The organism is Longimonas haloalkaliphila, assembly GCF_055379825.1.
The window spans coordinates 1760452-1787107 of sequence record NZ_AP043948.1 but is presented as its reverse complement, the minus strand read 5'-3'; the positions used below and the strand labels follow the sequence as shown (position 1 = coordinate 1787107).

The 26656-nt window shown below is 58.8% G+C and carries 17 protein-coding genes; 10 read left to right on the top strand and 7 right to left on the bottom strand.

Going from position 1 to position 26656, the window contains the following annotated elements; all coding sequences use genetic code 11:
- Nucleotides 1–18 precede the first annotated feature (18 nt).
- From ACZ48V_RS07080 to ACZ48V_RS07060, 5 genes are all read right to left on the bottom strand, one after another.
- Entirely contained in the window at nucleotides 19–456 is a 438-nt protein-coding gene (locus tag ACZ48V_RS07080; RefSeq protein ID WP_464542937.1) for a hypothetical protein, read from the bottom strand.
- A 243-nt stretch (nucleotides 457–699) separates the two neighbouring features.
- Nucleotides 700–1338: a hypothetical protein gene (locus tag ACZ48V_RS07075; RefSeq protein WP_464542935.1), complete on the bottom strand. Its 639-nt coding sequence runs from the start codon at nucleotides 1336–1338 to the stop codon at nucleotides 700–702.
- 394 nt (nucleotides 1339–1732) lie between these two features.
- Nucleotides 1733–2947, bottom strand: coding sequence for a PorV/PorQ family protein (locus ACZ48V_RS07070; RefSeq protein ID WP_464542933.1), 1215 nt, complete (start codon nucleotides 2945–2947; stop codon nucleotides 1733–1735).
- 150 nt (nucleotides 2948–3097) lie between these two features.
- Nucleotides 3098–4636: an asparagine--tRNA ligase gene (locus ACZ48V_RS07065; RefSeq protein WP_464542931.1), complete on the bottom strand. Its 1539-nt coding sequence runs from the start codon at nucleotides 4634–4636 to the stop codon at nucleotides 3098–3100.
- 11 nt (nucleotides 4637–4647) lie between these two features.
- Nucleotides 4648–4809, bottom strand: coding sequence for a hypothetical protein (locus tag ACZ48V_RS07060; protein ID WP_464542929.1), 162 nt, complete (start codon nucleotides 4807–4809; stop codon nucleotides 4648–4650).
- A 402-nt stretch (nucleotides 4810–5211) separates the two neighbouring features.
- Here ACZ48V_RS07060 and ACZ48V_RS07055 point away from each other — a divergent pair, with 402 nt between their 5' ends.
- From ACZ48V_RS07055 to ACZ48V_RS07035, 5 genes are read left to right on the top strand one after another with little or no spacing between them, the layout of a single operon-like run.
- The gene (locus tag ACZ48V_RS07055; protein ID WP_464542927.1) at nucleotides 5212–6342 is read left to right on the top strand and encodes a glycosyltransferase family 2 protein; all 1131 of its coding nucleotides are present in this window, start codon (nucleotides 5212–5214) and stop codon (nucleotides 6340–6342) included.
- Nucleotides 6343–6396: 54 nt separating this feature from the next.
- Nucleotides 6397–8238, top strand: coding sequence for an ABC transporter ATP-binding protein (locus ACZ48V_RS07050; protein ID WP_464542925.1), 1842 nt, complete (start codon nucleotides 6397–6399; stop codon nucleotides 8236–8238).
- A 33-nt stretch (nucleotides 8239–8271) separates the two neighbouring features.
- Entirely contained in the window at nucleotides 8272–9477 is a 1206-nt protein-coding gene (locus ACZ48V_RS07045) for a glycosyltransferase family 2 protein (RefSeq protein ID WP_464542923.1), read from the top strand.
- On the top strand, nucleotides 9474–10838 hold the full coding sequence (locus tag ACZ48V_RS07040; protein ID WP_464542921.1) for a glycosyltransferase family 2 protein: 1365 nt from the start codon (nucleotides 9474–9476) through the stop codon (nucleotides 10836–10838). The genes ACZ48V_RS07045 and ACZ48V_RS07040 overlap by 4 nt, the downstream gene beginning before the upstream one ends.
- 51 nt (nucleotides 10839–10889) lie before the next feature.
- Nucleotides 10890–11798: a methyltransferase domain-containing protein gene (locus ACZ48V_RS07035; RefSeq protein ID WP_464542919.1), complete on the top strand. Its 909-nt coding sequence runs from the start codon at nucleotides 10890–10892 to the stop codon at nucleotides 11796–11798.
- Between the two features lie 352 nt (nucleotides 11799–12150).
- Here the strand turns inward: ACZ48V_RS07035 and ACZ48V_RS07030 are convergent, their stop codons facing one another.
- A complete protein-coding gene (locus tag ACZ48V_RS07030; RefSeq protein ID WP_464542917.1) occupies nucleotides 12151–18447 on the bottom strand; it encodes a T9SS type A sorting domain-containing protein in 6297 nt (2098 codons plus the stop codon).
- A gap of 316 nt (nucleotides 18448–18763) precedes the next feature.
- Here ACZ48V_RS07030 and ACZ48V_RS07025 point away from each other — a divergent pair, with 316 nt between their 5' ends.
- Complete coding sequence (locus ACZ48V_RS07025) at nucleotides 18764–19366, top strand: metallophosphoesterase family protein (protein ID WP_464542915.1); 603 nt, start codon at nucleotides 18764–18766, stop codon at nucleotides 19364–19366.
- 36 nt (nucleotides 19367–19402) lie between these two features.
- On the opposite strand, the gene ACZ48V_RS07020 is transcribed toward ACZ48V_RS07025, so the two are convergent.
- Nucleotides 19403–21145: a nuclease-related domain-containing DEAD/DEAH box helicase gene (locus tag ACZ48V_RS07020; RefSeq protein ID WP_464542913.1), complete on the bottom strand. Its 1743-nt coding sequence runs from the start codon at nucleotides 21143–21145 to the stop codon at nucleotides 19403–19405.
- A gap of 273 nt (nucleotides 21146–21418) precedes the next feature.
- Between ACZ48V_RS07020 and ACZ48V_RS07015 the strand changes: the two genes are divergently transcribed.
- The 4 genes from ACZ48V_RS07015 (at nucleotide 21419) to ACZ48V_RS07000 (ending at nucleotide 26647) form a co-directional block, all read left to right on the top strand.
- On the top strand, nucleotides 21419–22147 hold the full coding sequence (locus ACZ48V_RS07015) for a CDP-alcohol phosphatidyltransferase family protein (RefSeq protein WP_464542911.1): 729 nt from the start codon (nucleotides 21419–21421) through the stop codon (nucleotides 22145–22147).
- A gap of 96 nt (nucleotides 22148–22243) precedes the next feature.
- On the top strand, nucleotides 22244–22990 hold the full coding sequence (locus tag ACZ48V_RS07010; RefSeq protein WP_464542909.1) for a class I SAM-dependent methyltransferase: 747 nt from the start codon (nucleotides 22244–22246) through the stop codon (nucleotides 22988–22990).
- Between the two features lie 752 nt (nucleotides 22991–23742).
- Nucleotides 23743–24954: a BspA family leucine-rich repeat surface protein gene (locus tag ACZ48V_RS07005; RefSeq protein ID WP_464542907.1), complete on the top strand. Its 1212-nt coding sequence runs from the start codon at nucleotides 23743–23745 to the stop codon at nucleotides 24952–24954.
- A gap of 226 nt (nucleotides 24955–25180) precedes the next feature.
- Nucleotides 25181–26647 carry a BspA family leucine-rich repeat surface protein gene (locus tag ACZ48V_RS07000; protein ID WP_464542905.1) on the top strand — a complete coding sequence of 489 codons (1467 nt, stop codon included), beginning with the start codon at nucleotides 25181–25183 and terminating at the stop codon, nucleotides 26645–26647.
- Nucleotides 26648–26656: the final 9 nt, after the last annotated feature.

Here is a 26656-nt window from a genome sequence, read left to right as displayed (position 1 = left end):
CCTTATCCATCGTCCTATCTACTCGGGGGGCCGGCGGTGCGCGTCAGACGTCTCGATTTTATACCGCTCGTTGGATGAGGCAACCGCAGTGCTCACTACCGCCACAACAATTCCTGCCCCGCCAAGCACAACGCCGAGGGCACCTCGCCCTATCGAGCTGCCAATATCATCAGACTGATCTGCGGAGACGAGAAGCGCTCCCCCTACAATGGTGCTTCCGAAGCCAATAAGCATTCCTGTGTTTACCCCCGACTGCACCTCTACCTCGCGGAGCGATTCGGTTGCATACGCCTCATTCTGGTCCGTTGCCGTGTTGTAGAGCGTGATGGAGTCGGGACGGATATGAACACGCTGCGCCTCGATCTCGCCGCCCCCTGCGAATGAGAGTACGACATCATCGTCCGCATCGAGCGATGCATTCAGTCCCTCTCGCTCATCCGCGTCGGCAAGACGCACTGTATCGGTTGTGGTGCAGCCAGATGCGAGAACAAACGCAAGCAACACCCCCGCCGCAGCGTACCAATAGGAAAGGTGTGATGCGTGGAAGGGGGATGAGTTCGCACAGCAATAACCCATAAGACGACAGGTGTTATGCACGAAATATACTGCATGACAGCTATCTCATTGTAACTTCATCATGCACTATTGCTATCCATCCCGGCGTGTTTCCTGGTGCATTTCCTGGCTGACTGCTGCAGCCTACCGCTCGCCGACGACTACGGAATCGGTCGTAAAGGCATACGCCTCCAGTCCCTCCCCCTCTTGCTCGTACTCTACAGTGAACTGCATGGTGGTTGGCGCCAGCGGAGCGTCGTTGAGGATAAAAAGAAGCACGTCAACCGGACGGGGCGTACGTTCCAGGAAGTCGATCAGGGGTTGCCGCTCGTAGGGGATACCAGGCCCGTTTCGGCGCCCGGCGATGTCGAACAGGCCAGCAAGATTCTCGCCGGCCGGATAGGCGTCCCCGAAATCTGTATCGCTGTAGATCCGGATATCTTGGATCATGGCGTCGTACTCCGGAATCGGTGGCGAGCAGGCGCGCGCGGCAGGAATCAGCTGGATCGACTGAACCGCTCGGGGTTCGGGAGACGCGGCGGCGTACAGCTCGCCCTCCAATTGGAGGCGAAGCCCCAGCTCGCCAGCCGCCAGCGTATCGTCCTCAATCTCATCCAGATCGAACTTGAATCCAAACGTAACATCCGGGTCCACCTTGAACGCGGCACCAGAAAAGCCTGTCGTTCGGATCTCGCTCTTGAACGGGCCACACTCGTTTGTCGTGTCGCATCCGCCAAGTACAATAAGAATGCTCAGCAGCAGAAGAGGAAGTAGGCGATTCATAGATGTGTCTTGCTGGACAGCGGTTCAATGTTAAATGATTGCCTGTGGTTTACATCATCGCAACCTGCCCCCCCTCTGTCTGCCGAGCTTCGCTGCAGGCGTGATCCTGTGGACATCTCCCCCTTGGCCAAGGGGGAGAACCCTGACACGAGCCCGTAGGGCGACTGATGGAGCGAAGCAGAATAAGGGAGAGAGGGTTCGAAAAAGAAAAAGCTACGGCATCCAATCGCTTTATCATTTACCATCTATCCACTACCTTTTACTGGATTAAAATGGCGGTCAGGTGAGGGGGGAAAGCGGCGCCCATGGCCCGAGTGCATGCATTTAGCCACTTCTGGCAGTGATTTTCATAGAAGGGTCAACAAAGCGATGGCACGTGCATATTGCTGACGCACTACAGACCGACCTGATCCAACAATGACGGCCAGAAATTACGTGGCGACTCAGACAACGGAATGCGTGCCGTAATCTGCCAGTGCCCGAGATCCTCAAAAAAGCCGTTATGTGCGGAAGCCGTCCACGACCGATTTAGCGTTACGTAGTAGAGGTCCACGCCCCATCCAAGCGTGGTGTACTGGCGTCCGCCAACCGCTTCGGGTTCATGGAAGCGCCCGGCTTGCAGCGATAAGATATCGTAGACCTTGACCTGTGCCCCGAGATGGTGCGTAATTTGTTCGCCCAGAGAGGCCTGTTCATCACCTGTCACAGATGTCGTGGAAAACGCGGGTTGTGCGCTCCACGTTTGGATGAGTGAAGCGAAGGGTCCGTACAGATCCCCGGTTTCGTCATAGGCCTGCATCTCCTTAGAGAGTGCTCCAAAGACATCCACCGAGAGCGGCGAGCGATTGGCCCATCCGGCAGGGAGGGCATAGCCTACTGCAGCGCCTGTACGCAGCCGCGTCGCAAGCGGCTCTTCTGACGGAGCTCCTGAAATGCCATCCTTGGGCGTATCAGCGTGCGGACCAAAATCAGTGAGCGATGCGCCCCAAGACGTGTGGAGCGTACCCTCTGCAACGGCGAACGAACGGGTGTAGTGCGCCCCCAGGTCAACGGATACACCCCGACGCGAAGAAGCAGGCTCGCCATCAGCACCGATCCGTTGTCCGGAGATCGCCTCATACAAGATGTTTACGCCTGCGCCTACACGCCACCGATCTGAAAGAGTGTATGCACCAGAGAGTGTGTGAGCCGTTTGAATGTTGTTCCTATCTTGTACCGATCCTGCATCAAATCGACGGTACTGATAGGCGCCTGCCCACCGTCCATGCTGTGCCTCAACATACGGATTGGTGGTCCATGTCGACCCAAATAGCCAATCGGAACTGGGCAGGGGCCCATTGCCACCCAGCGATATATTACTCCCTACTCGCACCTGATCGGGGGTCCCGAAAGTGGCCGGGTTGATGCGTGCTGCCCCGGGGTATCCGTGTGCGGCAACGGTGGCCTCCCCCAACGCACGAAGCACTGGATGAGGATGGATTTCCTGGGACTGGAACGCGGGCGTTAGGCGCTGGAACTCAACGTCGGGGATGCCCACTTGCGCTTCTGCCTTGAGCGGAACAGCAATGAGAAAGATCGCAAGAAGCGTAGTGCCACGAAACGCAAACATGAAAACGGCTAATATCGGCTGAGATTCGACGATGACGATGGCATTACCAGTCTAATCTACTTTTAAAGACGCTGTCTGTAGGTATAGAGTAACACATGCTATTCTCAGCCTGTGCGATAGACCATCAACCTGTATCAAATCCCCAATCGCCTACGGGTGCAACCGTCCAATCGTACGCGGAAACGGAATCGCCTCGCGCACATGCTCGCGGCCACAGATCCACGACACCACGCGCTCCAGCCCGAGTCCGAACCCGCTGTGCGGCACCGCGCCAAATTTGCGGAGGTCCAGGTACCAGTCGAACGCCTCCTCGGGCAGCCCGTGCGCCTCAATCTGCTCCTGCAGGAAGTCCAGATCGGTGGCCCGCTCGCCGCCGCCCACGACCTCGCCGTAGCCCTCGGGCGCCAGCACGTCCATGCCCAGCGCCAGCCGGTCGTCGTGTGGATCGCGCTTCATGTAAAAGGCCTTGATCTTCGCCGGAAAGCGATGCACGATAATCGGACGGTCGAAGTGCCACGTCAGCACCGTTTCGTCGCTTCCGCCGAAGTCCGACCCCCATTCGAAGGTCTGTGCCGATTCCTTCCAGTCTGGCAGGTTGCGCAGCTCCTCTTCAATTTCGTTGATGCGCTTGTTGATCTCAATCTCGCGCGCGTCGATCTGGCGTTTGATGTGCTTCTTCGCTTGGCCGCGCCGCTTCTGATTTTCCTCACGTTCTGTTTCCAGCTCCGCCTGCTCCTCGTGCAGCCCTTCAATACGCGCGTCGATCAGCTCCGCGGTCGACTCGCTCCGCAAGAGCTCCACTGCTTCATCATAGCTGATGCGCGGGAACGGCGTCTCTACCTGCTTGAGCGCGGTCGTGTCGCGCTCCAGCGTCTCCAGCTCACGCTCGCAGTGGGCCAGCACGTCCTGCACGATGTACGTTATGAAGCGCTCCGCGAGCGTCATGTTCATATCCAGATCGTAGAACGCCATCTCCGGCTCGATCATCCAAAACTCCGTAAGGTGGCGCCGCGTCTTCGACTTCTCGGCGCGAAAGGTGGGCCCGAACGTATAGATCTTGCCGAACGCCATCGCCATCGCCTCGCCGTGCAGCTGCCCGCTCTGCGTGAGGTAGGCCGACTCATCATCGAAATAATCCAGCTCGAAGAGCGTCGAGGTGCCCTCCACCGCGTTGCCCGTCAGCACCGGCGCATCGGTGCGGATGAACCCGCGGTCTTGAAAGAAGTCATGCATCGCCTTCTGCACGCGGTTGCGTACGCGCAGCACAGCCCATTGCGACTCGCTGCGCAGCCACAGATGGCGGCGGTTCATCAGGAAGTCGATGCCGTGCTCTTTCGGCGTGATCGGATAGCCATCGGAGGCGCCGATTGTCTCCACTGCATCCACCTGAAGTTCATAGCCGCCCGGCGCCCGGTCATCGGCCGACACCGTGCCCGTAATAGCGAGCGCAGTTTCCTGGCTCGCATCGTCTGCCGCGGCCCAGCTTTGCTCGTCCACATCCCCCTCGCTTACCACGCACTGCACGTAGCCCGACCCATCGCGCAGGATCAGGAAATACAGGTTTTTGGAGCCGCGTTTGTTGTGGAGCCAGCCCTTCAACGTGACGGACTCACCGTCGTGGTTGGGCAGCGCATCAATGCGAACGTAGTCTTCGATAGGAGCTTCGGTTGGAACGGCGTCGTCGGCCATGAAAAGCGGGGCTAAGCGTGAAACGAATAGATGAACGGGTGCCAGCGCGCACCGATGCCATGATACCACATCGCATCCACAGGTTCCAGTACCGAGCCGGCCACAAGCCCCCATGCAGCCTGGATTTCAGCCGGTTTGCATGGAGCATCGCCGGCAACACCTATAGAACACATGCAGAGGGATGCGAAGCGCTGTCTTCAACATTCGCCTGGATGCTGCTACACTTATTTCGCTGCCTGCCTCAGATCTGGTCGCGCAGGCGTTACCGTAGTGCATGTTTGCGACGTCGCAGCGCGAAACAGCACTCTCTGTCTCTCCCCATCAGCGACAAAAAAGATCAGTGACTCTCCACTGCACAATCCATTGAGAGGCCGCACGTTCGCCGGAAGGTCGGGCGAATCGCCTCCTGAGGAACCCGCCTGGTTCACCAGTTACGCCTGTTGCGCAGTAAAGAGTCTGTTATGCTTTGACCCCATTGGAGTATAGAAGTCTACCCTTCTCGAAGTGAAGAAGGTAGTGTAAAAGCTCGACACGCAATCCCTTACCTCCATTTAATCTAACCACACCACCTCTTCATGACCAAGCAACCTGTTGTTGGCGTTATTATCCCCGCTTATAACGCAGAGGCGCACATCGATGCAGCCCTGGCCTCAGCGCGTGCTCAGACCTACACCACACTGGATATTGTCGTAGTTGACGACGGATCGACTGATGCCACCGCCGAGCGTGTGGGTTATCATGCATGCCAGGATGCGCGGGTGCGGCTGCTTCGGCAGCCCAACCAGGGCGTTGCATCCGCACGTAACCGAGCCATTGCAGCCACGCAGGCCCCGCTTATCGCCCCTCTTGATGCAGACGACCTGTGGGCTCCGCAGAAAATTGCCCGCCATGTAGCGCAGCTTCGTAAGCATCCCAAGGCTGGTCTTGCCTACTCATGGTGGGTCTCGTTAGATGAAGCCGGGCACGTTATCGGACAATCAGACCGGTGGGGGCTCCACGGCGACGTGTTTCAGGCTCTGCTGTCTGTCAACTTTGTCGGAAACGCCAGCGTCCCGGTCTACCGGCGCGACGCGCTTGAAGCAGCCGGCGGATACGTCAGCTATCGCGCTAACGACGCCGAAGGCTGCGAGGACTGGGACCTTACGCTTCGCGTAGCTGAGCGCGCCCCCTTCTGCCTGGTTGCCAGCTACCTTACCGGCTACCGGTCTGTCTCGCAGAGCATGTCAAACCGCGTAGACCGGATGCTTCGCTCCTACGACCGGGTCCTTGCGCCGCTTCGTGCTCGCCACCCCGAAGTGCCCGACGAAGTGTATCGCTGGTCGCGCAGCAACTTTATGATGTATCTGGGAACGCTGTGCTATAACCAGGGCGCTTTGAGTTCCGCTATTCGCCTGCTATGTGCCTCCATTCGCACCGACCCTCCTGCAGCGCTGTGCACCACTTCTCTGAAGAAGATCTTCAAAAGCGCACTCCGGAAGGCTGCACGTCCCGTTACACGCCACGTGTGGCCGACACAGGATGACTGGGAACGCTTTCGAAGCCGCACCCGGCGCAAGGCGCCTCCGCTTGCTCTGCCCCCCGAGGCCTACCCCACACTCAACGATGCTGTCGAGTCGTGGTCGTGGAAGCCATACAAGCCCTACGACCGCATCCGGATGCAGCGCTGGAGCCAGGCGGTTGACGCTTCCTCCTCCTACGTCTCTTAATCACCTGTTTCTTCGTAGCAATTCACTCGTAGCAATTCACTCGTAGCAACTTATATGTCTTCCGCTGCCCTGCATACCATGCAAACCGTACGTCCACTGCTCAAGCGACACCCGTGGATCGTTGCGGGCACAATCGTTACAGGCGTGCTTGCCACGCTGGCCGAAGGCATTGGGCTGGGCCTGTTCATTCCGCTGTTGCATAGCGTAGAGGCCGATACCCCTCCTGAAACAGGAACCTGGTTCATTGATGCGGCTGCCTCGCTTTTCAGCGACCGTTCCCCCAACGAGCGGATGCTTCTGCTAACAGGCGGTATTGTAGCGGCCATCTTTGTACGTACCGCCCTAACGTACATACGCGACGTGCTATACGGGCTTCTTGAAGCCCGCCTGGGTCATCACGTGCGCGCTACGTTGTTCGACCAGCTTGTGCAGGTCGGCTATCGCTTCTGGGAGTCTAACGACCACGATCGTCTCTACAACACCGTTGCCAACGAGAGCTGGCGCCTGGTACAGGCTGTTGCGTTGGTCGTCTATCTGGTTATCACGATCAGCGCTCTATGCGTGTATATCGCGCTGCTCCTGCTAATTTCGTGGCCCCTCACGATCGTAGCGGCTGTGTGCCTGGGCGGCGTCATGGTTGCTACCCGAGGGCTGCGCACCCGGGTCGAACGGCTGGGCCGGGCTGCAACGCGTGCCAACGTTGGGCTCACCCGGCGGCTGCTTGAAACGTTCGGAGGCATGGAAGTCATCCGCACCTTCGGACAGACCCGCCACGAGCAGGAACGCTTCAACCGGGCATCGAAGCGCGTCAGCCGCATCGGAATCTGGAGCAGCATCTGGGGCGGGTTGATCACGCCCATCTATGAGATGGTGGCGATGGCGCTGCTTGTGCTGATTCTGGTCGGACTGTTATACTCGTCGGCGTCGCTGTCTGCAGCGCTGGTGTTCGTGCTGGTTCTCTACCGCCTGAAACCGCGTATTCGCGATCTGGATGGCACCCGCGTTGCCCTTGCCGCACAGGCAGGGGGAGTGGAGGCCGTAGCCAGCGTGCTCAGCCGGGCGGATAAGCCTTATCTCCCCAACGGCACCCAGACCCCCACCGCTCTGCAAAACGAGCTTCGGCTTGAAAATGTCACCTTCCAGTACACCCCAAACGACGCTCCGGCGCTCAACAATGTCTCATTTTCATGCCCCGTCGGTAAGACCACAGCACTTGTAGGTCCGTCAGGATCGGGGAAGTCTACGCTTATCAAGCTACTCCTGCGGCTTTACGACCCTACTCAGGGGACCATATACGTGGATGGCCAGCCGCTTTCAGACTTCAAGGTAGAAGCATGGCGTGCTCATATCGGCGTAGTTAGCCAGAATACCCACGTGTTCAATGACACCGTGCGGGCCAACATCGCTTACGGGGAGCCTGAGGCCTCACTTCAGGCGATCAAGCAGGCTGCCCGAGAGGCACAAGCGCATGCATTTATCGAAGCACTCCCCCGGGGCTACGAAACGCGCGTCGGCGATCAGGGCGCCCGCCTCTCAGGCGGACAACGACAGCGCATTGCTCTGGCCCGCGCGCTACTCCGCGACGCCGATCTCCTCATCTTGGACGAAGCAACGAGTGCTGTAGACGGACGCTCAGATGCGGCCATCCAGCGCGCGCTGGCAGATAGCAACCGGAACCGCACTATACTGGTTGTCGCGCATCGCCTTTCCAGCATCATGCACGCCGACCATGTTATAACGCTCCACGACGGTGAACTGGGGGCGTGCGGTTCCCTCGATACGCTGCTGAACACACCGGGGCTGGTTGCCGATCTGTACGGGGCGCAGTCACCTGATGCCACGCTCTCCACATCTGCAGCCAAGACTCCTATCTCCTCTACGTCACCAGCCTCGTAGTTTAACCAACCGCATTTAACTAACTGCTTACGTATGCCTTATCTGCTTACTGACATTGACGTCGCCAAACCGCTGCCCTCGCTCCATCTTCGCGATGACCAGACAGGATGGGCTGCCCTGATTCGATGGAAAGGACGTCCCGTCGATTTCTGGATCGAGCCATGCGATCCTGGCACAACCATCTCCGCCCACGAGTTAGCCAGGCGCCTACACACGCAGAGCCAATATGCCCTTACCGAAGCGCAACTGCACCTCGAATCGCCGTCTCCACAGGCTGATCCGCCTTCCGTATCCGTTGTCACCTGCACCCATAACCGGCCCGAGCGACTCGCCCGATGCCTGGCAAGCATACAGCAACACGTTCCGGAGAACGGACCCGCTGAGGTGCTCGTCGTCGATAACGCCCCGCCCGACAATCGCACCCACATAGCCGCTCAAACTGCCGGTGTGCGCTATGTGAAAGAAGCCCGCCCCGGACTCAATGCTGCCCGTAACCGGGCCTTTGCAGAAGCCCAAGGAGACTGGGTCGCCTTTTTAGATGATGACGTAGTCGTTGATGCTGAATGGTGGAGGGGCTTGTGCCGCGCGCACGCTGCTAACGCGGATGCCGACGGATTTACCGGGCAGGTGATGCCCTATGCGCTCGAAACGCATGCGCAGGTTCTCTTCGAGCAGCGCGGCGGATTTCGACGTGGATTTACCTCGATCCGTTACGGTCCTGCCCCTCATGCTCCTATCTATCCGTGCAATACAGGTATTCTGGGTACCGGCGCCAACATGGTCTTTCGGCGCGATGCCGTTCGCCGCATAGGCGGATGCGATGAAGCCCTCGATGCCGGAGCAGCCTTGCCTGGCGGAGGCGATTTAGACCTGTTCTACCGGATTATTCGTAGCGGGGGCGTGCTGGTCTATGAGCCAACCATGCTTGTCTTCCACGAACACCGTCGTACCCTTCAGGCCCTGCACAATCAGTACGAACACAGCTGGGGACGCAGCCTGATGGCTTATCTCGTTAAGATATACCAGACTGATCCTGCCACACGCCCTAAAGTCCGACGCTTGCTGTGGTGGTGGATCCGCAACACCGGCCAGCATCTGGGGCGGGCGACCTGGGGACGTACCGACCGCCCCCTTTCATTTGTGATCGCTGAACTTCGAGGCGCACTACGCGGCCTGTGCGGGGCCTACCCGCGTGCTGTGCGCCGAGCCAACCACCTCAAACAAGAATACCCATCATGAATCCACCTTTTGCTGTTCACCATGTTGAGATGGAGCACCTGCCCGAGGCGCTTCCGCATCCCTCTACGTCAGATGGAGCCTACGTCGTGTTCTGGGCCCACGGCGTTCCGCTGGGCCACCGCCTGATTCCATCATCCGCGCTGCCCATGTCGCCTGCCATGCTGCGGGCCTACGCGTACCCGGCTATTGCTCCCACCGTAGCCTACTATAATGAACAGACGGCCCCCCTCAAAAGCACCGCAGATACAGATGCGATAGGCACGAATACGCTCAGTGCCATCAAGCATCTGCGACAGAACCAGTCCCCCCCAAACAGCAAGCCGCGCTACGCATCGACCGATGCATCCGTCGTTATCTGTACGCGCGACCGCCCCGAGCACCTTGCTGCATGCCTGCACGCTATCGATGCACTCACTCCGGCGCCTGCCGAAGTCATCATCGTTGATAATGCTCCGCAGACCGATGCCACCCGACGGCTCGTTGCCACGCGCCCGGGAGTGCGGTACGTGCACGAACCCCGCCCCGGACTCGATATTGCCCGCAACACAGGGGTGCGTGCTAGCACGAAACCGATTATCGCTTTCACAGACGACGATGTGCGCGTGGATCCACAGTGGCTTCACCACCTGTGCGCCGGGTTCGATACCCCAGACGTCATGGCCGTTACAGGGCTGGTGCTTCCAGTGGCGTTAGACACCGAGCCCCAGTACCTGTTTGAGATGCACTGGGGCTTTCACCGGGGCTACCTCCCGCGCCGCTTCGATGCGGCATACATGAAGGCGCATCGCTCACGCTGCGCACCGGTGTGGGATATCGGGGCCGGCGCCAGCATGGCATTCCGGCGCGATGCGTTTATGCACGTGGGCGGCTTCGACGAACGCCTCGACGTAGGCGCTGCCGGATGCAGTGGCGACTCGGAGCTCTGGTATCGTATCCTGGCCGACGGGTGGACCTGTCACTACACGCCTATGGCTGTAGCACATCATACCCACCGGACCACAGCAAGCGGCCTGCGTCGCCAGCTCGAAGCCTACATGCGCGGGCATACCGCCGCGCTGCTGGTGCAGTACGAGCGCCACGGTCACCATGGGCTGCTGCGACGTCTGTTTGCATCGCTTCCCAAGTACTACCTGCGCCGCCTTATTGCAGGTGCCCGGCATGGCTACCAGGGCCGCTACCAGACCCTGGCTGCTGAGATCCGAGGCGCCCTCTCCGGGGTGCTCTTCTACCTGCGTACCCCGGCTGCCTCCCCTGAGCACCTCTTCGCCAGCGTAGCAACGGGCGCAGAAGCAGAAGCTGAACCAGAACGCCCTGCCCTAACCAAATCCTCGCCACAGGCCTCCTCGCCACAGGCAGCGTAACAGGCAACATGGGCATCCCGTTTCTCTCAATGAACCCTACCCACAATAGACATGCTCGATACGAACAACGTCGAATATCCTGCTACCTACTACGAAGAGCTGCATCCGGGATCGGCCCGTTCAGCGCACGCTGTAGCGCAGACGCTCGTAGACTGGCTCGCCCCACAATCGGTTATCGACGTCGGATGCGGCGCCGGAGCCTGGGCCGCCGCTTTTGCCGATCAGGGCGTGCCAACCGTGCATGGCCTGGATGCCCCCTGGCTGCCCCGTGACGTACTTCAGTTTCCAGCATCCGACTTCATTGCCCACGACCTGCGTACACCGCTTACACTGAACCGCACGTACGACCTGGTTCTCTGCCTGGAGGTCGCTGAGCATCTCCCCGAAGCGCAGGCTATCCCCCTGGTCGAGTCGCTCGTACAGCTTGGGACGGTTATCGTGTTCTCGGCAGCACTTCCCCGACAAGGAGGGCACGACCATCAGAATGAGCAGTGGCCCGCCTATTGGGCGCGCCTGTTTGCTGACCATGACTACGTCGCCGTGGATGTGCTCCGGCTCCCTTTCTGGCACGACGACGCCGTTGAGTGGTGGTATGCACAGAACATGATTGCATACATGACTCCCGAGGCACGGGCTTCCCATGCCGCCTTTCCTCAACCAAAACACACTACCGCTCCCGCACCCCCTGCCCTGGTCCACCCATCGCATGCTGTGCACCTTCATGCCGAAATTGATGCGCTGTACGAAAATGTACAAGCCCTTGAGACGCACATCTCGACTCAGGAAACTGTTAATAGCGATTTGCGAAGCCGCTCTCAAGAGCTGGCCACCTGGGCACAGCAACTCCAGACAAAAGTCAGTGCTCTTGAGCAACTCACCCCCGGTACGGTCTCGCTAACCCGGGTGCTGCGCGCCTTACCTCATCTTATTGCGCATGCCATACGCCGCCGGTGGACGTAAGCCAGCTTCCTTTCAGAGCCTGTTTGGGTTTTGGTTTGCAGGCGAGAGCGAGCGCCGCTCGGAGCCCAAATTAAGAAATCAAAACAGGTTCTCAAGGCACCGGTAAAGGGTATAGAGGAATGTAGAGGGATGCGAAGCGCTGCCTTCAACACTCACCTGGGTGCTGCTACACTCATTTCGCTGCTCGCCCGAAACATAGCCTTGCAGGCGTACCCCTTACATCCTCCCGCACGATCATCACAAACGTGCAAGTCCCAGCCAGCCGTACCTGCCAGCTACACGTACAGACGCCCCAGTGGGACGTCTTTGTCCCGTTGAGGCATCTTCGTTCCGGCGAAGCTACCGCACGCTGCTACCGCACAACGGTGACGCGCTGGGTCTCGGTGTGGCCTGTAGTCTGCATGCGCAGGAAGTACGTGCCGCTCGCCAGGCGGCTCACGTCAAGCACCTGCTCCGTGCGCCCCTCCGCATCGGCGTTCACCACCGTCTGCACCCGGCGGCCTAACAGGTCGTACAGGTCGATCCGCACCGCCTGCCGCTCCGGCACTGCAAAGCGCACGGTGGCCTGGCTGCGTGCCGGGTTCGGGTACGTGGGCAAGAGCTCCGCCTGGGTCACCTGCCGCGCAATCGTCACCGTCTCGCTGAAGGACGCGGTGCCGCCCGTGTCGACCTGGCGCAGGCGATACGAGAGGCTGTCCGCTGCATAGGGCAGGTGCGCATCTTCGAAGCGGTAAGATTGGGGGGCGTCGGTGGTGCCCGCGCCATTTAGGCGCGCGATCGTTTCCCACGTTCCCCCGGTAGAGACGTCCGACCCGGGCGTCTCCATTACGGATCCATTCACGGATCCATTCACGGGTCCATCGGCAGATCCCACCGCGCGCTGCACCTCAAACCCGGCGTTGTCGGTTTCGGAGAGGGTCTGCCACTGCACGGTGACGGATTCGGGGCCGGAGCGCTGCGCTTCGAATCCCGCCAGTTCGACCGGGAGGGGGTTGCCCGCGTCGCTGCTTCCAATCGCGAACTGGCTAAAGCCCACGAGGTCTTGCACCGCCACGAGGGCGCGGCCTTCATCCAGCACCAGGCTCGCGCCGCTGAACGTATCGACGGCATCCCACGTCTGCCCGCCATCTTCAGATTTGTAGAGCGTGAGCGCGTCGAAATCACTAATGCCACCAATATCTGATGTGGAGAGCAGGAGGTCGTAGCTGGGAGCGGTGTCGAGGTCCGAGGTGACCGTCCACGTAAACGGCGCGACGTTATCAGGCAACTCGCCGCTCGGATCATCGGGGGCCTCGCCCGTGCGGTCGAACGCAAGCCCGCCATTGGCCGCGCTGTTCTCGCGCAGCAGCACGAGTCCCTCGAAGCCGGTCGGCTCCAGGTAGCCGAGCAGCCCAGCAGCGTCGGCGATGTCGTTGTCTGTGGTTGCGATGTCGTTAAACGTGAAGGCGCCGAGGTCGGGCTTAGCGCCGAAGAGGCGGTTGTCGCCTGCAAGGTCAGTGGTGATGCCTTCCGCGACGCCACCGGATTCGAATGGGGCGAACGTGCCGCGCGCAATCGCGGGGGAGCCGGGGGTGAGGCGTACATCGCCGGCGTCGGCATCGGCAAAGAGCGGATCGGCGTCGAGGTTGTTTCCGCCGTCAGTGATAGCATCGCCTCCAACGCCCGAACCGTTCAAACCGCCCTTAATGAGCGTGTGCGCGAGGGTGGGCGTGGCTTCTCTGTTGTAGATCTCGTTGCCGTCGGGGGCAGCATTGCCCCACGAGATGGTGTTTGTGACTACTGGATTGCTCATCCCCCCACGACCTGCAGCGTTGTAGATCGCCCCGCCCCGATCTCCCGCAGTGTTGCCCGTGAAGGTCGCATTCGTAACCTGTGGACTGCTCTCTCCACCATCGAAGCCGCTGTTGTAGATGGCCCCACCGCTGCCCGCTGGGCCGTCTACGGAGTTCCTGATGAAGATCGTATTTACAATTACTGGGTTGCTCGCTCCGCCATCGCGGCCATTGTTGTAGATCGCCCCTCCGGTATTTGCGGCGTTGCCCGTGAAGGTAAGCCGGTTTAGCAACGGACTGCATGCATTGCCGCTGCGCTCACCGTCGCAGACAAGTCCTCCTCCAACACTATCGGAAAAGTTGCCGTCTGCATTCCCGCCGGTTATGGTCAGGCCATCCAGCACCGTATCGGTCGTGATGTTTGCGGCGCTATTGATACCAATGCGGCTCGCACCCCCATTGAGAACAACCACATGGTAGGCGTTACCCAAGTCATCACTTTCGTCGTCGTTGATGTTGCCGGAGAGGATGGTTTCGTTGGCTGATAGGTCGCGACTGTCCAGCGCTGCTTCCACCTCCGACACGTCGGTAAACGTCTCGCTGCCGCTCCAACCGCCATAGATCTTCAGTCCGTCTTTCGCGCCGGCGACTTCAAACGTAGCCGTGCGGGCATCGCTGGCATCGAGCCGGGCGCTGGGCGTGTAGGTACCTGCCGCAATGAGAATCACGTCGCCCCCCGTAGCGACATCCAGTGCGTATTGCAGATCTGAAAGTCCATCCTCAAAAGAGGATCCGTCGCCGCCGGAGGCACTTTCGTCCACAAAGAAAAGCGGACCCTTGGTGAAGTTGCCGCGCTCGTAGGCCCCGAGACTGACGGTGCCGCCCTGAATCCGATCCTCCCCAATCAAGTCCGTGGTGATACCGGCTGGAATCGCGCTGTTGTCACCAGCGTTGAGCACGGAGCTCCCCGGTTCGAAGCGCAAGCCGTCGTCAGCGGTGCCGAGGATGCCATCATCTCCAGCCGGATTATCAGCATCCACAAAGAGCGGATCGGCGTCGAGGTTGTTACCGCCGTCGGTCGTCGACGAGCCATCATTTTCGCTGATGCTCGCGAGACCGCCCTCTATGAGCGTGTGCGCGAGGATGGGCGTGGCGTCTCTGTTGTAGATCTCGTTGCCATCGTCGCCGGCGGTATTCCCCCACAGGATGGTGTTCGTAATCTGTGGGCTGCTCGTGCCGCTGAAGCGACCATCGTTATAGATCGCCCCGCCTTGGGAGTCTGCGGAGTTGCCCGTAAAGGTCACGTTTGTAAGCACCGAGCTGCTCTCGCCGCCATTGAAGCCATTGCTGTAGATCGCCCCACCTTCCCCCGCGGAGTTGCCCGTGAAGGTCGCGTTTGTAACCACCGGGCTGCTCGTGCCACTGAAGCCCCCGTTGTAGATCGCCCCGCCTTGGGAGTCTGCGGAGTTGCCCGTGAATATCGTGTTGACAATCTGTGGGCTACTCGTGCCAGAATCGCGGCCATTGTTGTAGATCGCCCCGCCCCTGATAGCCGCAGAGTTGCCGGCGAAGGTGAGTCCGGTCAGCGATGGGCTGCATGCATTGCCACTGCCCTGGGCGTCGCAGTAAAGCCCCCCTCCGGCACCGCGGGGAAAGTTGTTTTCGTCGGCGTTTCCGCCGGTGATGGTGACGCCATCCAGCACCGTGTCGGGAGTAAGGTTTGCGTCAACATCTGCACCAATCGCATCGCCACCGTTCAAGACGATCACATGGTACGCATTGCCCGATTCGTCACTTTCGTCGCCGTTGATGTTGCCGGAGAGAATGGTTTCGTTGGCAACCAGGTCGCGACTGTCCAGCGCTGCGTCCACCTCCGACACGTCGGTAAACGTCTCGCTTCCGCTCCAACCTCCGTAGATCCGAAGGCCGTCCTGTTCGCCGGTGACCTCAAACGTAGCTGTGCGGGGGGCGCTGGCATTGAGCCGGGCGCTGGGCGTATAGGTGCCTGCCGCAATGACGATCACGTCGCCGCCGACGGCTGCGCTCAGCGCATCTTCCAGGTCGGGATAGGCATCGTCCCATGAGGCGCCGGTGCCAGTGCCCGAGGCCGCGGCATCCACATACAGGATGCTGGTGGCGTTGTCGTAGAGCGCAAACTCACGGGCGCTCGTCTGACCCGTGAGCGTGAACGTCTCGCCCGAGGGTGCTTCTGCGCGGGCGGTCCACGGCTGCGTTGGACCTGGGCGTTCCACGAGGCCCACCGCGCTGGGATTCGGTACCGTCACGTCGCCGTACGTGAGCTCCAGGTCGGACATGCCGGTCGGCACCGCGCCCCATACGGCGTTGCTGCGCTGACCGCGTGGAATTTCCTCGTCATCGAAGACCTCGGCACTGGCGTCGCCATAGCGATAGAGCGTCACAGGGGCATCGGTGGTGGTCACAGTGAGTGCGGCATTCGTTGGCCCCACAGCACCGGTGCCGTTTACGTTAATGACCACACTTTCTTGCCCGAGCGGTGCGCCGCTGGCGGTCCACTGCGGGGCGCCTTCAAATGCGGCATCCCGCCCGCCGGTCAGATCGTACGCAGTGAGGCCGCTGTGACTGTCGTCGAAGCGCTGACCAGTCTGCGCGGCATCGAAGCGATATGACGCAACCAGATCCGGCGTATCCGCCGGGAGGGTTTGGTGCATCGTCGCCTGAATGTCGGCTTCGCTGCGCGCCTCCGTCCACATCCGCAGCTCGTCGAGCTCTACTTGAAGCCGGTCGGTGCCATCCGGCCGCTGCGCCACGGACCACGCGCCGTCGTTGACGGTGAGCGTGCCCACATCGCGCTCATCTTGGAAGACCCCGCCAAGGTAGACCTTCTCAGTTCCGGCGCCGTCGTAGGTCACGGCCACGTGCTGCCACGTGTCAAACGCCACGCCCGCGGCGTACGTGTTGTCGTTGCCCCAGTGGGCGACCTCAATGGATTGATCCGTGACCGCAATGCCGAGCAGGCGATTCTCCGACTGCGATTCCGAGCCTTTCCAGAGGTACCAGCCCTGGCGGTCTGCGCCCGAGGCGCTGCCATCGACCTTCGCCCAGAAGGCGATCGTCCACGGCGCGTTGCCGGAGAGGTCAGGATGGGCTTCGGCTGTGGCCCCGTCATTGGTGCCGTCGAAGGCGAGGGCGGTGCCGGAGCCGTACGGCGCTTCGAGCAGGGCCCAGTCGACGATGGCATCGCTCGGGTCTGTGCCGTCGACACCGCCATCATCGACGGTGTAGCTATTCGTGTTAAGCTCGGCAGTCAGGTTAAGCAGGCCCGGGTCGGCGGAGGCGCCGCGTTCATAGTCGATGCGTACCGTTGCAGTGCCTCCCGCCAAGACATCTACCGTCCAGGTATCGCCATCGTTGTTCACATCGCCATCGCCTGAGTCGTCTATGGCGGAGACGCCGGGAGGCAGATTCCCCAGATCGACCTCGGCGCCGAACACGCCAATGCCCGTGTTGGATAATTCAAACGTGCCGGTTTCTACGCCCGAGCGGGCCACCAGGCGCAGTTGAGCCTCGTTGTTGATCCCTCGCTCATAGGCTCCGACGCTGACCGTCCCGTTCTGGATACGGGCCTCGCCCAAGAGGTCGGTTTCGATATCTTCGGCAATACCGCCTGTTTCGAACGGCGTGTTGTCTCCCGCATCCAGTGCAGGTGAGGTAGTCAGCAAAAGCAGCCCGTTGCCCGATGGGTCATTCACATTCACAAAGTCCGGGTCGGCGGCGAGGTTGGTACCATCGCATGATGCATTTGTAATACTTCCGCATCCACCCTTGATAAGCGTGTGACTGAGCATTACAGAGGCTCCGGTGTTGTTGAAGATCTCAATGTCATCGTCATCGTCATCTGCACTATTGTCCCAAAAAATACTATTGACTACTGTGGGACTACTTGCACCCTCATCAAATTTAAAGTTATTGATTGCCCCGCCGCGGACCCCTGCACTGTTGCCCGTGAAGGTGGAATTCGTGATCTGCGGGCTGCTCGTGCCGTTAAATCCAAAGTTATTGATTGCCCCGCCGCGGTCTCCCGCACGGTTACCGGTGAAGGTCGAATTGATAATTTGAGGGCTGCTTGTGCCCCCACTTGTCGTACGGTTGTAGATCGCGCCGCCATTACCAGAAGCAGTGTTGCCGATGAAGCGGGTGTTAGATATCACAGGACTACAGTTTCCGCCAGAACCGCCGTTACAAAATGCACCACCGCCGGTTGTATCTTCGAAACCCCCACCACGATCGGCCTGTCCTCCGGTAATCACGAGCCCGTCGAGCACGGTATCGGTTGTGATATTCCCGCCCGTCGTACCATCAAGGTACACCACCGTTTTGCTATTTGCGCCGTTGATGTCGTCGGCCTCTTCGGTGATCCCCTGGGCGTTGGTGTTGTCGTTACCTTCGATGTCTCCGGACAGCACCGTGAGATTTTCTGCCTGCCCCCGATTGGAACGTTGATCCTCCACATCGTCGATATCTGAAAACGACTCATCGCCGCTCCATCCGCCATAGATCTTGAGGCCGTCTTGGGTGCCGGTGATCTCAAAGCGCGCGTCACGGTCGGAGGCATCGCTTGTTGGCACGTAGCGCCCGGCGGCAATTACGATAACGTCGCTTCCCGTCGCCATGCTTAGCGCGCCTTGCAAGGAGAGCGCATCGCCGTCGGAAAACGAGGAGCCGTCGTTGCTCGCGTCGCCGGTCTCCGTGACGTGGTAGACCGTCTGTGCATGGGTCGTACCAGCTGTACCAAGAGCACCTCCTAAGAGAACAAAGAGCGCGAGTGTGGCAGCAGCAAAAAAGCGCAGATAAATAGAGCGGGAGCTGGTGGAGCGGTTGCAGTAACGACTAATCATTATCGGGTCAGCACACGTGGATCATAAAACGGACAGCAATCGGCCCGACTCATCCGCTGGCGCAGACGGTAGAGCACAGAAGGCTCTTCTATATACCGCTTTTTGGTGTCATCCGCTTGTCTATGCGTGTCAATCCCTTACCTATTTGTGTCAATCAATGGCTCAATCGGCTAAAACGAAGTTTTTTTTGCTTTTGCGAAGAAACAGGCAAGCTAAACACAGCTGGCGCTCCGGTCCCGAACTGCGCGTTGTTTGTTGGATACAGCTTGTGTGCACGACCTCCCGTTTCGTATCCCTCTCACGACGTTCCTGACGTATGCCCGACCTGCTCTGTGTAAGCGACATTCATAGCGACCGTAGCGCAGCCCGCCGTCTCGTAGCCCGTGCGCCGGAGGTAGACATTGTTGTGGGCGCTGGCGACTTCTGCGATATGCGACGCGGGCTCAACCGCACCATCGACATTCTTTCGGATATCGACACGCCCACGGTGCTCGTGCCCGGCAATGCGGAAAGCGTGAAGGAGCTACAGGAAGCGTGTGCCAACTGGGAGGCGGCCCACGTGCTTCATGGCAGCGGCGTAACGCTGCAGGGCGTTCCGTTCTATGGCATCGGCGGCGGCATTCCGGTGACGCCCTTCGGCGCATGGAGTTGGGATTTTACCGAACAGCAGGCCACGGCCCTGCTGGCTGATTGTCCGGACAACGCGGTGCTCGTTTCACACTCCCCTCCGAAAGGCGCTGTCGACCGCGACTCCCGCGGACGCTCACTCGGCAGCGCGGCCCTGCGCGATGCGATTCGACGCGCCACGCCGCGCCTGGTGGTGTGCGGGCACATCCACGGAAGCTGGAACACCGAAGAGCACATCGGGGACACGCCCGTGCTAAACGCGGGCCCCGAGGGGCATGTGCGGGGAGTGTAGAGCCCCCAGTCTCGCATATCTCGTAGAATCGCGCTCCTACGCCAGCGCCCCATCCCCACCAGATTCAGGCGACTCCGGCGGAGTCCAGTCTTCCTGATGCATGATATGAAGACGATCTTGGGCTCGCGTGCAGGCCACATACATAAAGTTGAGATGCGTGGCGTAGTCGCAATCTGCGTCGAGCCCGTACACAATCACGACCGGCGCATCCAGCCCTTTGAAGCGCTGTGCCGTACTGTATGACAGTTCTTGATTTGTAGGCGGGTCATTTAGATCAAACGACTTGAGCTCGTATCCCCCCAGACGTTTTGTATCTGCAAGCGCCGTGTTTTTCTTGCTGTGCATCGCCAGCAAGATGATCTGGTTGGCCTCAAAGCCATCGGCACGCAGGTCGCGCACCAGCGTATCCAACATCTCGGCCTGCTCGTCTGCGTTTTTGTACGTGTGCTCTTTAACGTCTATTCCTTTACTGAGACTTGGATGGTGGTGCAGAGGCGTTACACCACGCATAGTTGCTGCATACTCGGCCACACGCTGCGTTGCTCGGCAGTTTCGGGTAATGCGAACGAGAGGCATGTCATCCCACGCAGTGTCTACACTCAACTGCGGACCATAGATGTTCTGATGGATATCGGCAAACACATATACATTGGGATCTTCGGTAAGCAGGAATTGCAGTGCATCCCACCAGTTCGAGTAGATGTCTTGCGCTTCGTCAACTACCAACGCGTCGTATTGAATCCCCCTGTTTTCAATGATCTCGAGCAATAGATCTGAACTTTCTTCAACCCAGAACGCGTCATCGGGTCGGGCGGGCATCCGGCGACGGCTGGTATGGATAATATTCTTTTCGATGATCTCGTGGAAGTAGCGGGTATCGAGGTTATCGATATCGCGTGTCTGCTCCGACAGGTGTTGGGCCAGCAGACGGTTATAGCAGAGCAAGAGCGTTTTCTTCCCTTCGCCGGCCAGCTGCTTTGCTCGATTCTCTGCGAGTAGCGTTTTTCCGGTGCCCGCTGGCCCCCGTACCAGCACGCGGGGATTTGACTGGAGCGTTTCGTAGTAGAGCGCTGCCTGCTCTTCGGTGAGCTGGTGGTAGAGCTCGCGTCCCTGCTCAATAGTGGCTTTTCGTGTTGATGCCCCCTCAATATCGCCTGCGGGGATCATCCGAAACGTATGCGTGAGCTCGTTCCACACTGTTTGTAGGTTGGCCTTGCGCTTCTGCTGTGCCCTGGAGTCGAGCTCTGCAAACGGGGTAGCCACCGCTCGCAATGCCCCCTTCACAGCGCTGTTAAGCTGCTTCATGGCTCGTGCGTCTATACACGTTTCAGGCGGATGCCCCACTGGCATCTCTCCATTTAGCTCCGCATCCGGAAACACGCTGGCAAACGCGTGGGGAACATCGATCTTGCCCTCTCTCATCCGTTCCGTTAGCTCATCTTTGAGCGCATGCATCGCCGACTGAGCCTGCGCGAACGGATCTCTGATCGTATTCCACGTCCCGTCGTCATGACGCTGCGACCGCCAGGTGCCATCGGGCTGCTTCTCAATCGCACGCCCCCCTTTCACTTCGAGCACGAGCAGCCCCTGATGCGGATGCCAGACAACAAAATCGGCTTCTCCGAAACGCCGATGATTGTTGTGGTTACGATACGAAAAATCCTGCGAGTAGATGATCTCATAGTCGTTGTCGAGCTGGTCGCGTAGTGCCTCATAGACGGTGCCTTCTGCCCTGGGCGTAATGTTTTTCGGGTTGATTGGGGGGTGTACAAAAGCCATAAGGGTCACGTAGAATTGTTCAAAGACTGGGGAAGAACAGGCACCCGTCTACCTGCAGACAATATATGGATGAATCGACTACAGATGAATCGCATCGTGCAGTGATAGGCCACCGTACCGGGTGTTTCAACATCCGTTAACATAAGGCCGTGCCCGGTCTGTATCAAGCGTGCCGACCTTGTTGCGTTGCTCACTTGCATTCGGCCTACAGGATGCGACACCTTAGTGCATGTCCGAATAGATTTCACCACACCCAGCCGCCCGTGCCTGATCATGGCTCCCTCTGCCCGATCGACCCTGAATGATCGCCTGACGCGCTTTGCCGCGCTGCACGCCGTGTTGCTTCTCGCAGGCGCTTCCGGAAGCCTTGTTCTGCAGTCGATGGTTCCTGTCGTTGCGGCTGGGGCTCTTTCGTTTACCGGGTTCATCGTAGCCTTTCGCTCCTACTGGACACCCGCCGGACGCTTCGGCGCGGCCAACACAACTACCGCGATACGACTTATCGGCTTGCTGGCCCTGGCTCTCTGGCCGTGGTCGCCCGAAACCGCGCAGCCGCTGCTTGCTGCAGGTGCCACACTGCTTCTTCTGTTTGATGGACTCGACGGCTGGCTCGCACGCCACACCGGTCAGGCCTCAGCGTTCGGCGCCTTCTTTGACAAAGAGGTGGATGCGTTTGCGCTGCTCCTGCTCTGCCTGTTGGCTGTTATACAACAGGGCATGTTCGTCGCGCTGATGCTGGCCGGTGCGCTACGCTACCTGTTTGCTCTGAGCCTCTATCTCGGCGATCCGCCAGCCGCCACCGAGCCGCGCACCCCGGCCGCCCGCTATCTGTATGTGTTTATGATGACAGCGATCTTACTACCGTTCCTCCCGCTTCCTAACTGGACCCTTCATGCTGTGTGGATCGCGGTTGCCGGACTCCTCGCCTCGTTTCTGCCCTACTTCGTCTGGACATTCCATGGGCGCGTCCCTCTGCTTCCGATACTTCGCTCGTCGTCGTAAGTTTTTTGCCGCAGCGTCTCCCCGCAAGGTAGGTGCGTGCTATCTGCATTTCCTTCAGGTTGTGTTTGCCCAGGCCTTTAACTTCACCCGAATGCTATGCCCCCCGATCCGAAGCCCGTTGAGTCCATCGCCGATGTACGCACGTTCTTCGACCGGTTTGCTCCGCATAACACCGAGCAGCATGGTACCACCGATACGCTGCTCCGATACCGCGTTCGGCTGCTCCGACAGCACGGACGCTTTGCCTCGTCCGACACCGTACTCGATCTGGGATGTGGCGATGGGAACCACCTGCGCATGCTCGCTCCCGACATCTGCAAAGGCATCGGTGTAGACGTATCGCCCGCCATGGTAGCGTCGGCACAGCGCGCAGCCCGTGCTGCTTCCTACGACACCCCTCTCTCATTTCGGGTGGATGACGCACGCACCCTTTCTACAATCGACCGCGATAGCGTCGACCGCGTGATCTGCGTGGGTGCGCTGGAGCACATGATAGATCCTGCATCGGTGATTCAGAGTGTACACCGCGTGTTGCGTCCAGGCGGACGTTTCGTCGCTCTTACGCTGAATGGCAGATACGCATGGTATCGCTGGGTAGCCCCCCTACTCCGTATTCCTACACGTCACCTCGAAACCGACCGGCGCCTTACGGCTGCAGAAGCCCATGCGCAGCTTTGTGGCGCTGGTTTTGCATCGCCCACCCTAACACCGTGGACGTTCGTTCCTGCAGGCGACATGCCAAAGGGGGTGGCGCCCGTCTGGATCGGATTGGATTACGTGGGGCAGTGGTTTAATATCTGGGCGCTACGTGGGGGACTGATCCTGACAGGAATAGCCACTTGACATTCTCCCACGACTAAAGATGATGGAGCACAGCGGAATATCCGGGATATAGGAGGCGGTGGTTCAAATAAGGCGAAGCCGCAGTGCCCGATAGCTTTATCACTTAGAACCTGTGTTGATTTCTTAATTTGGGCTCCGAGCGGCGGCGCTGGACTGCAAATTGCCCCCAATGTCGGCCCGTAGCCCCGGCTACGAACCTCCGTCGTGGTCCAATTTTCGCTTCGGCGGCGCTCGCTCTCGCCTACAAACCAAAACCCAAACAGGCTCTTAGCCACGCTCCACCCCCTATCTCTTTTCTACCTGAAGTAGTATATTTCTGCTCTAATTGCAAATTGCTTGTATTCACTTCTTACACAGCGGGGGTCATAGCCCAATATCGGTAGATTAGCTAACAACCGGCAAACACAATTGGGTAATTTATACCGGTAAAGTTGTTAATGGAAACAGAAGCTGCCCGTATCTCATCTCCCTTGATGCAATAGAATGACGGTTTAGAGACGTGGAATAAATCATTTCAGACATATACCTCCCTGCTCATTGCCCGGATATATACCTCCCATCCGCCCCAAAAGGGGTATCGCTATACATATCAAAGCATTACCTCACTCGCATACTAAATAATCAGGAGTTGAATCTCATCCTTTTCTGGACCCCTTACGCTCCAAAAGCGACGCTCTCAACGCTTGACACAAAGCGCGTAGTTTTGTATCATTGGTTTACAAAATAACTCCCAAAAAGCACAAGTGGTCATTATGACGACCTCATTTACGGACAAACTTATTCTTTTCTGCGCACTTATATTTACACTCGGGGCCACCTCTTCTGTAGCACAGAGCGAAGATGCCTTTGTGACCACATGGGTGACTACGGAGGCAGATGAATCCATTTTCATTCCGACGGCCTCAAGCACTGCATATGACTTCACGATCAACTGGGGCGACGGAACGACCGAGTCGGTCAGAGGCATTGATCCGCGGCCTGAGCACACCTACGATACGCCGGGCGTACATACCGTCGTGATTACGGGCGTATTTCCGCGCATCCACTTTAACGCCAGCCCCGTGCCTCCATTTGGCGAGGGGGATGCGGCGAATGCCCGCAAGCTACAGACGATCGTACAATGGGGGGCGGTCGAATGGCTGAGCATGGAAGACGCCTTCGCCGGAGCGGTGTATCTGACCTCTGACGCAGACGACGCCCCCAACCTGTCGCGCGTCTCGTCGATGGATCGCATGTTTGCAGGCGCCGCGTTCTTCAATGACAACATCGGGCACTGGGACGTATCGAACGTCGAAAGCATGTCGGCCTCGTTTGCACGCGCCTTCTCGTTCAATGGCGATATAGGCGAATGGGACGTTTCCAATGTAGAAGACATGTCGGGACTGTTCATGCATGCAGCGTCGTTTAACCAGGATATTAGCAACTGGGACGTGTCAAATGTCACAAACATGCGTGCGCTCTTCGCAGAGGCTGATGCCTTTAATCAAGACATCGGAACCTGGGATGTCTCCAGCGTCGAAGATATGTCGGGACTGTTCATGCACGCAGCGTCGTTTAACCAGGACATTCGCGACTGGGACGTCTCTTCAGTGACCCAGATGACAGCTATGTTTGCGGGCACCGAGTCGTTTAACCAAAGCATTGGGGACTGGGACGTCTCTTCGGTGCGCAACATGCGCGCTATGTTTGCAGAAGCTGTAGCATTCAACCAGGATATCAGTAGCTGGGACGTATCGAACGTCAGGAATATGACCCGGATGTTCAGTAAAACAGCGTCGTTTAACCAGAACTTGCGGAGCTGGCAGCTTGACAGCGTGGTCAAAATGGGATTCATGTTCTCGGGAGCCGAGTCGTTCAACCAAGACGTTCGATCCTGGTACGTCCCCCCCGTTGCCCTCGCAAGCAACGCCTTTGACGACACCCCAGCCTCCAGACTACTTCGCATTCCCCCCCGGTTTCGGTAGTCTTACCAAATAAGAACGGCACGGCCCCTGCACGGTAGCGTGATATCCAATACAACCAAGCAGCTAACTGTGTCTGTCCCCCATTTCGCATGGAGACAGTGCCTCCCGTACTCGCATGCCTGCGTTCCAGCATTGCTTCGGTATACTGGCGGGTATGATGGTGCCTATCACATATCTTTCATCATCTGCTCTTGTTGACCATCGCGTTCCACCTGATCTCTGAACCATGCGTAGCTTGTTTGTTTTTGCAGTGATCGCTCTGCTTACTGGTATGTCGCCCGTATCGAAGGCACAACCTGCTGAAGCGTTTGTCACCACCTGGAAGGTAACTGACCCCGCGTTGTCGATCACAATCCCTACGGCGCCACAGGTCACATACAACTTCGTTATTGACTGGGGAGACGGCACCCGCGAAACCGTTACCGGCATCGATCCCAACCCGACTCATACCTACGCAGCCCCGGGCACCTACACCGTATCCATTCAGGGCAGCTTTCCGCATATCTACCTGGATGCGGCTCGCCACGACCCTGTAAGCAGTGGTAGTCGTGCTAACGCGCAAAAGCTTCAGACGGTGGAACAGTGGGGGGCTATCGCGTGGCACAGCATGGAGAACGCATTTGCCGGAGCAAGCCACCTGACGGTACATGCCGACGATGTGCCCGATCTATCTCGCGTTACGTCTACACGGGGCATGTTTTTGGAAGCCACCTCGTTTAACGCTCCTATTGGAGACTGGGACGTCTCTTCGATCAGAGACATGTCGGTGATGTTTGCCGAAACAGCCTCTTTCGATCAACCGATTGGCGGATGGGACGTCTCGCGCGTAGAGGATATGTCCGGCCTGTTTATGAACGCCTCGCTTTTCAACCAGCACCTTAACGGGTGGGATGTCTCTAACGTACAGTCAATGGCTGCCATGTTTGCCGGGGCTGCTGAATTCAACCGCGATATTAGTGATTGGAACGTCTCCAGCGTTGAAACGATGGATGGCATGTTCATGAACGCGGCCTCGTTCAACCAGAATATCGGCGGGTGGGATGTCTCTCATGTGAACTCCATGACTGCCATGTTCGCCGGGGCTGACGCCTTCAACCAGGATATTGGGAGCTGGAACGTGTCGAACGTTGCTACCATGCGCGACATGTTCACCGAGTCGGAGACGTTTGACCAGGACATCGGGGCATGGGACGTATCCAACGTCAGGAACCTAGTCAGCATGTTTAGGCGGACTCGCTCATTCAACCAAGATCTCAGCGCGTGGAATACCTCTAATGCCCACGACCTGAGCTTTATGTTTTCAGGCGCTCGGTCTTTCAATCAAGACCTCAGCGACTGGAATATTGCCGCGATCGCCAACACCTATAGTATGTTTCACAACGCCTGGGCGTTTAACCCCGACTACGCTCCCCCGGGCGTCTCCGTGCAGCGCCCTACACCGCCCTGTGCCCCCTCGTGCGAGCTGCACCTCGTGTGCCACGGCCGCGGGTGCACCGTTTCGTACGTATCAGATGCCATCCAGCTGGCGTCTTTTGCAGGCGGACGCAACCTGCAACTCTACGTTATGATGTGCCATGCTCCCTTTCCCACTGCCTCACGCGCTCTTTTTTGCATGAATCCAAGCCAGGGTCCGCCGTACATAGGTATGCAAGATGCCATTCAGGACTTTCACGAAGGCCAACTCGACCAGTAAGGATCGCAG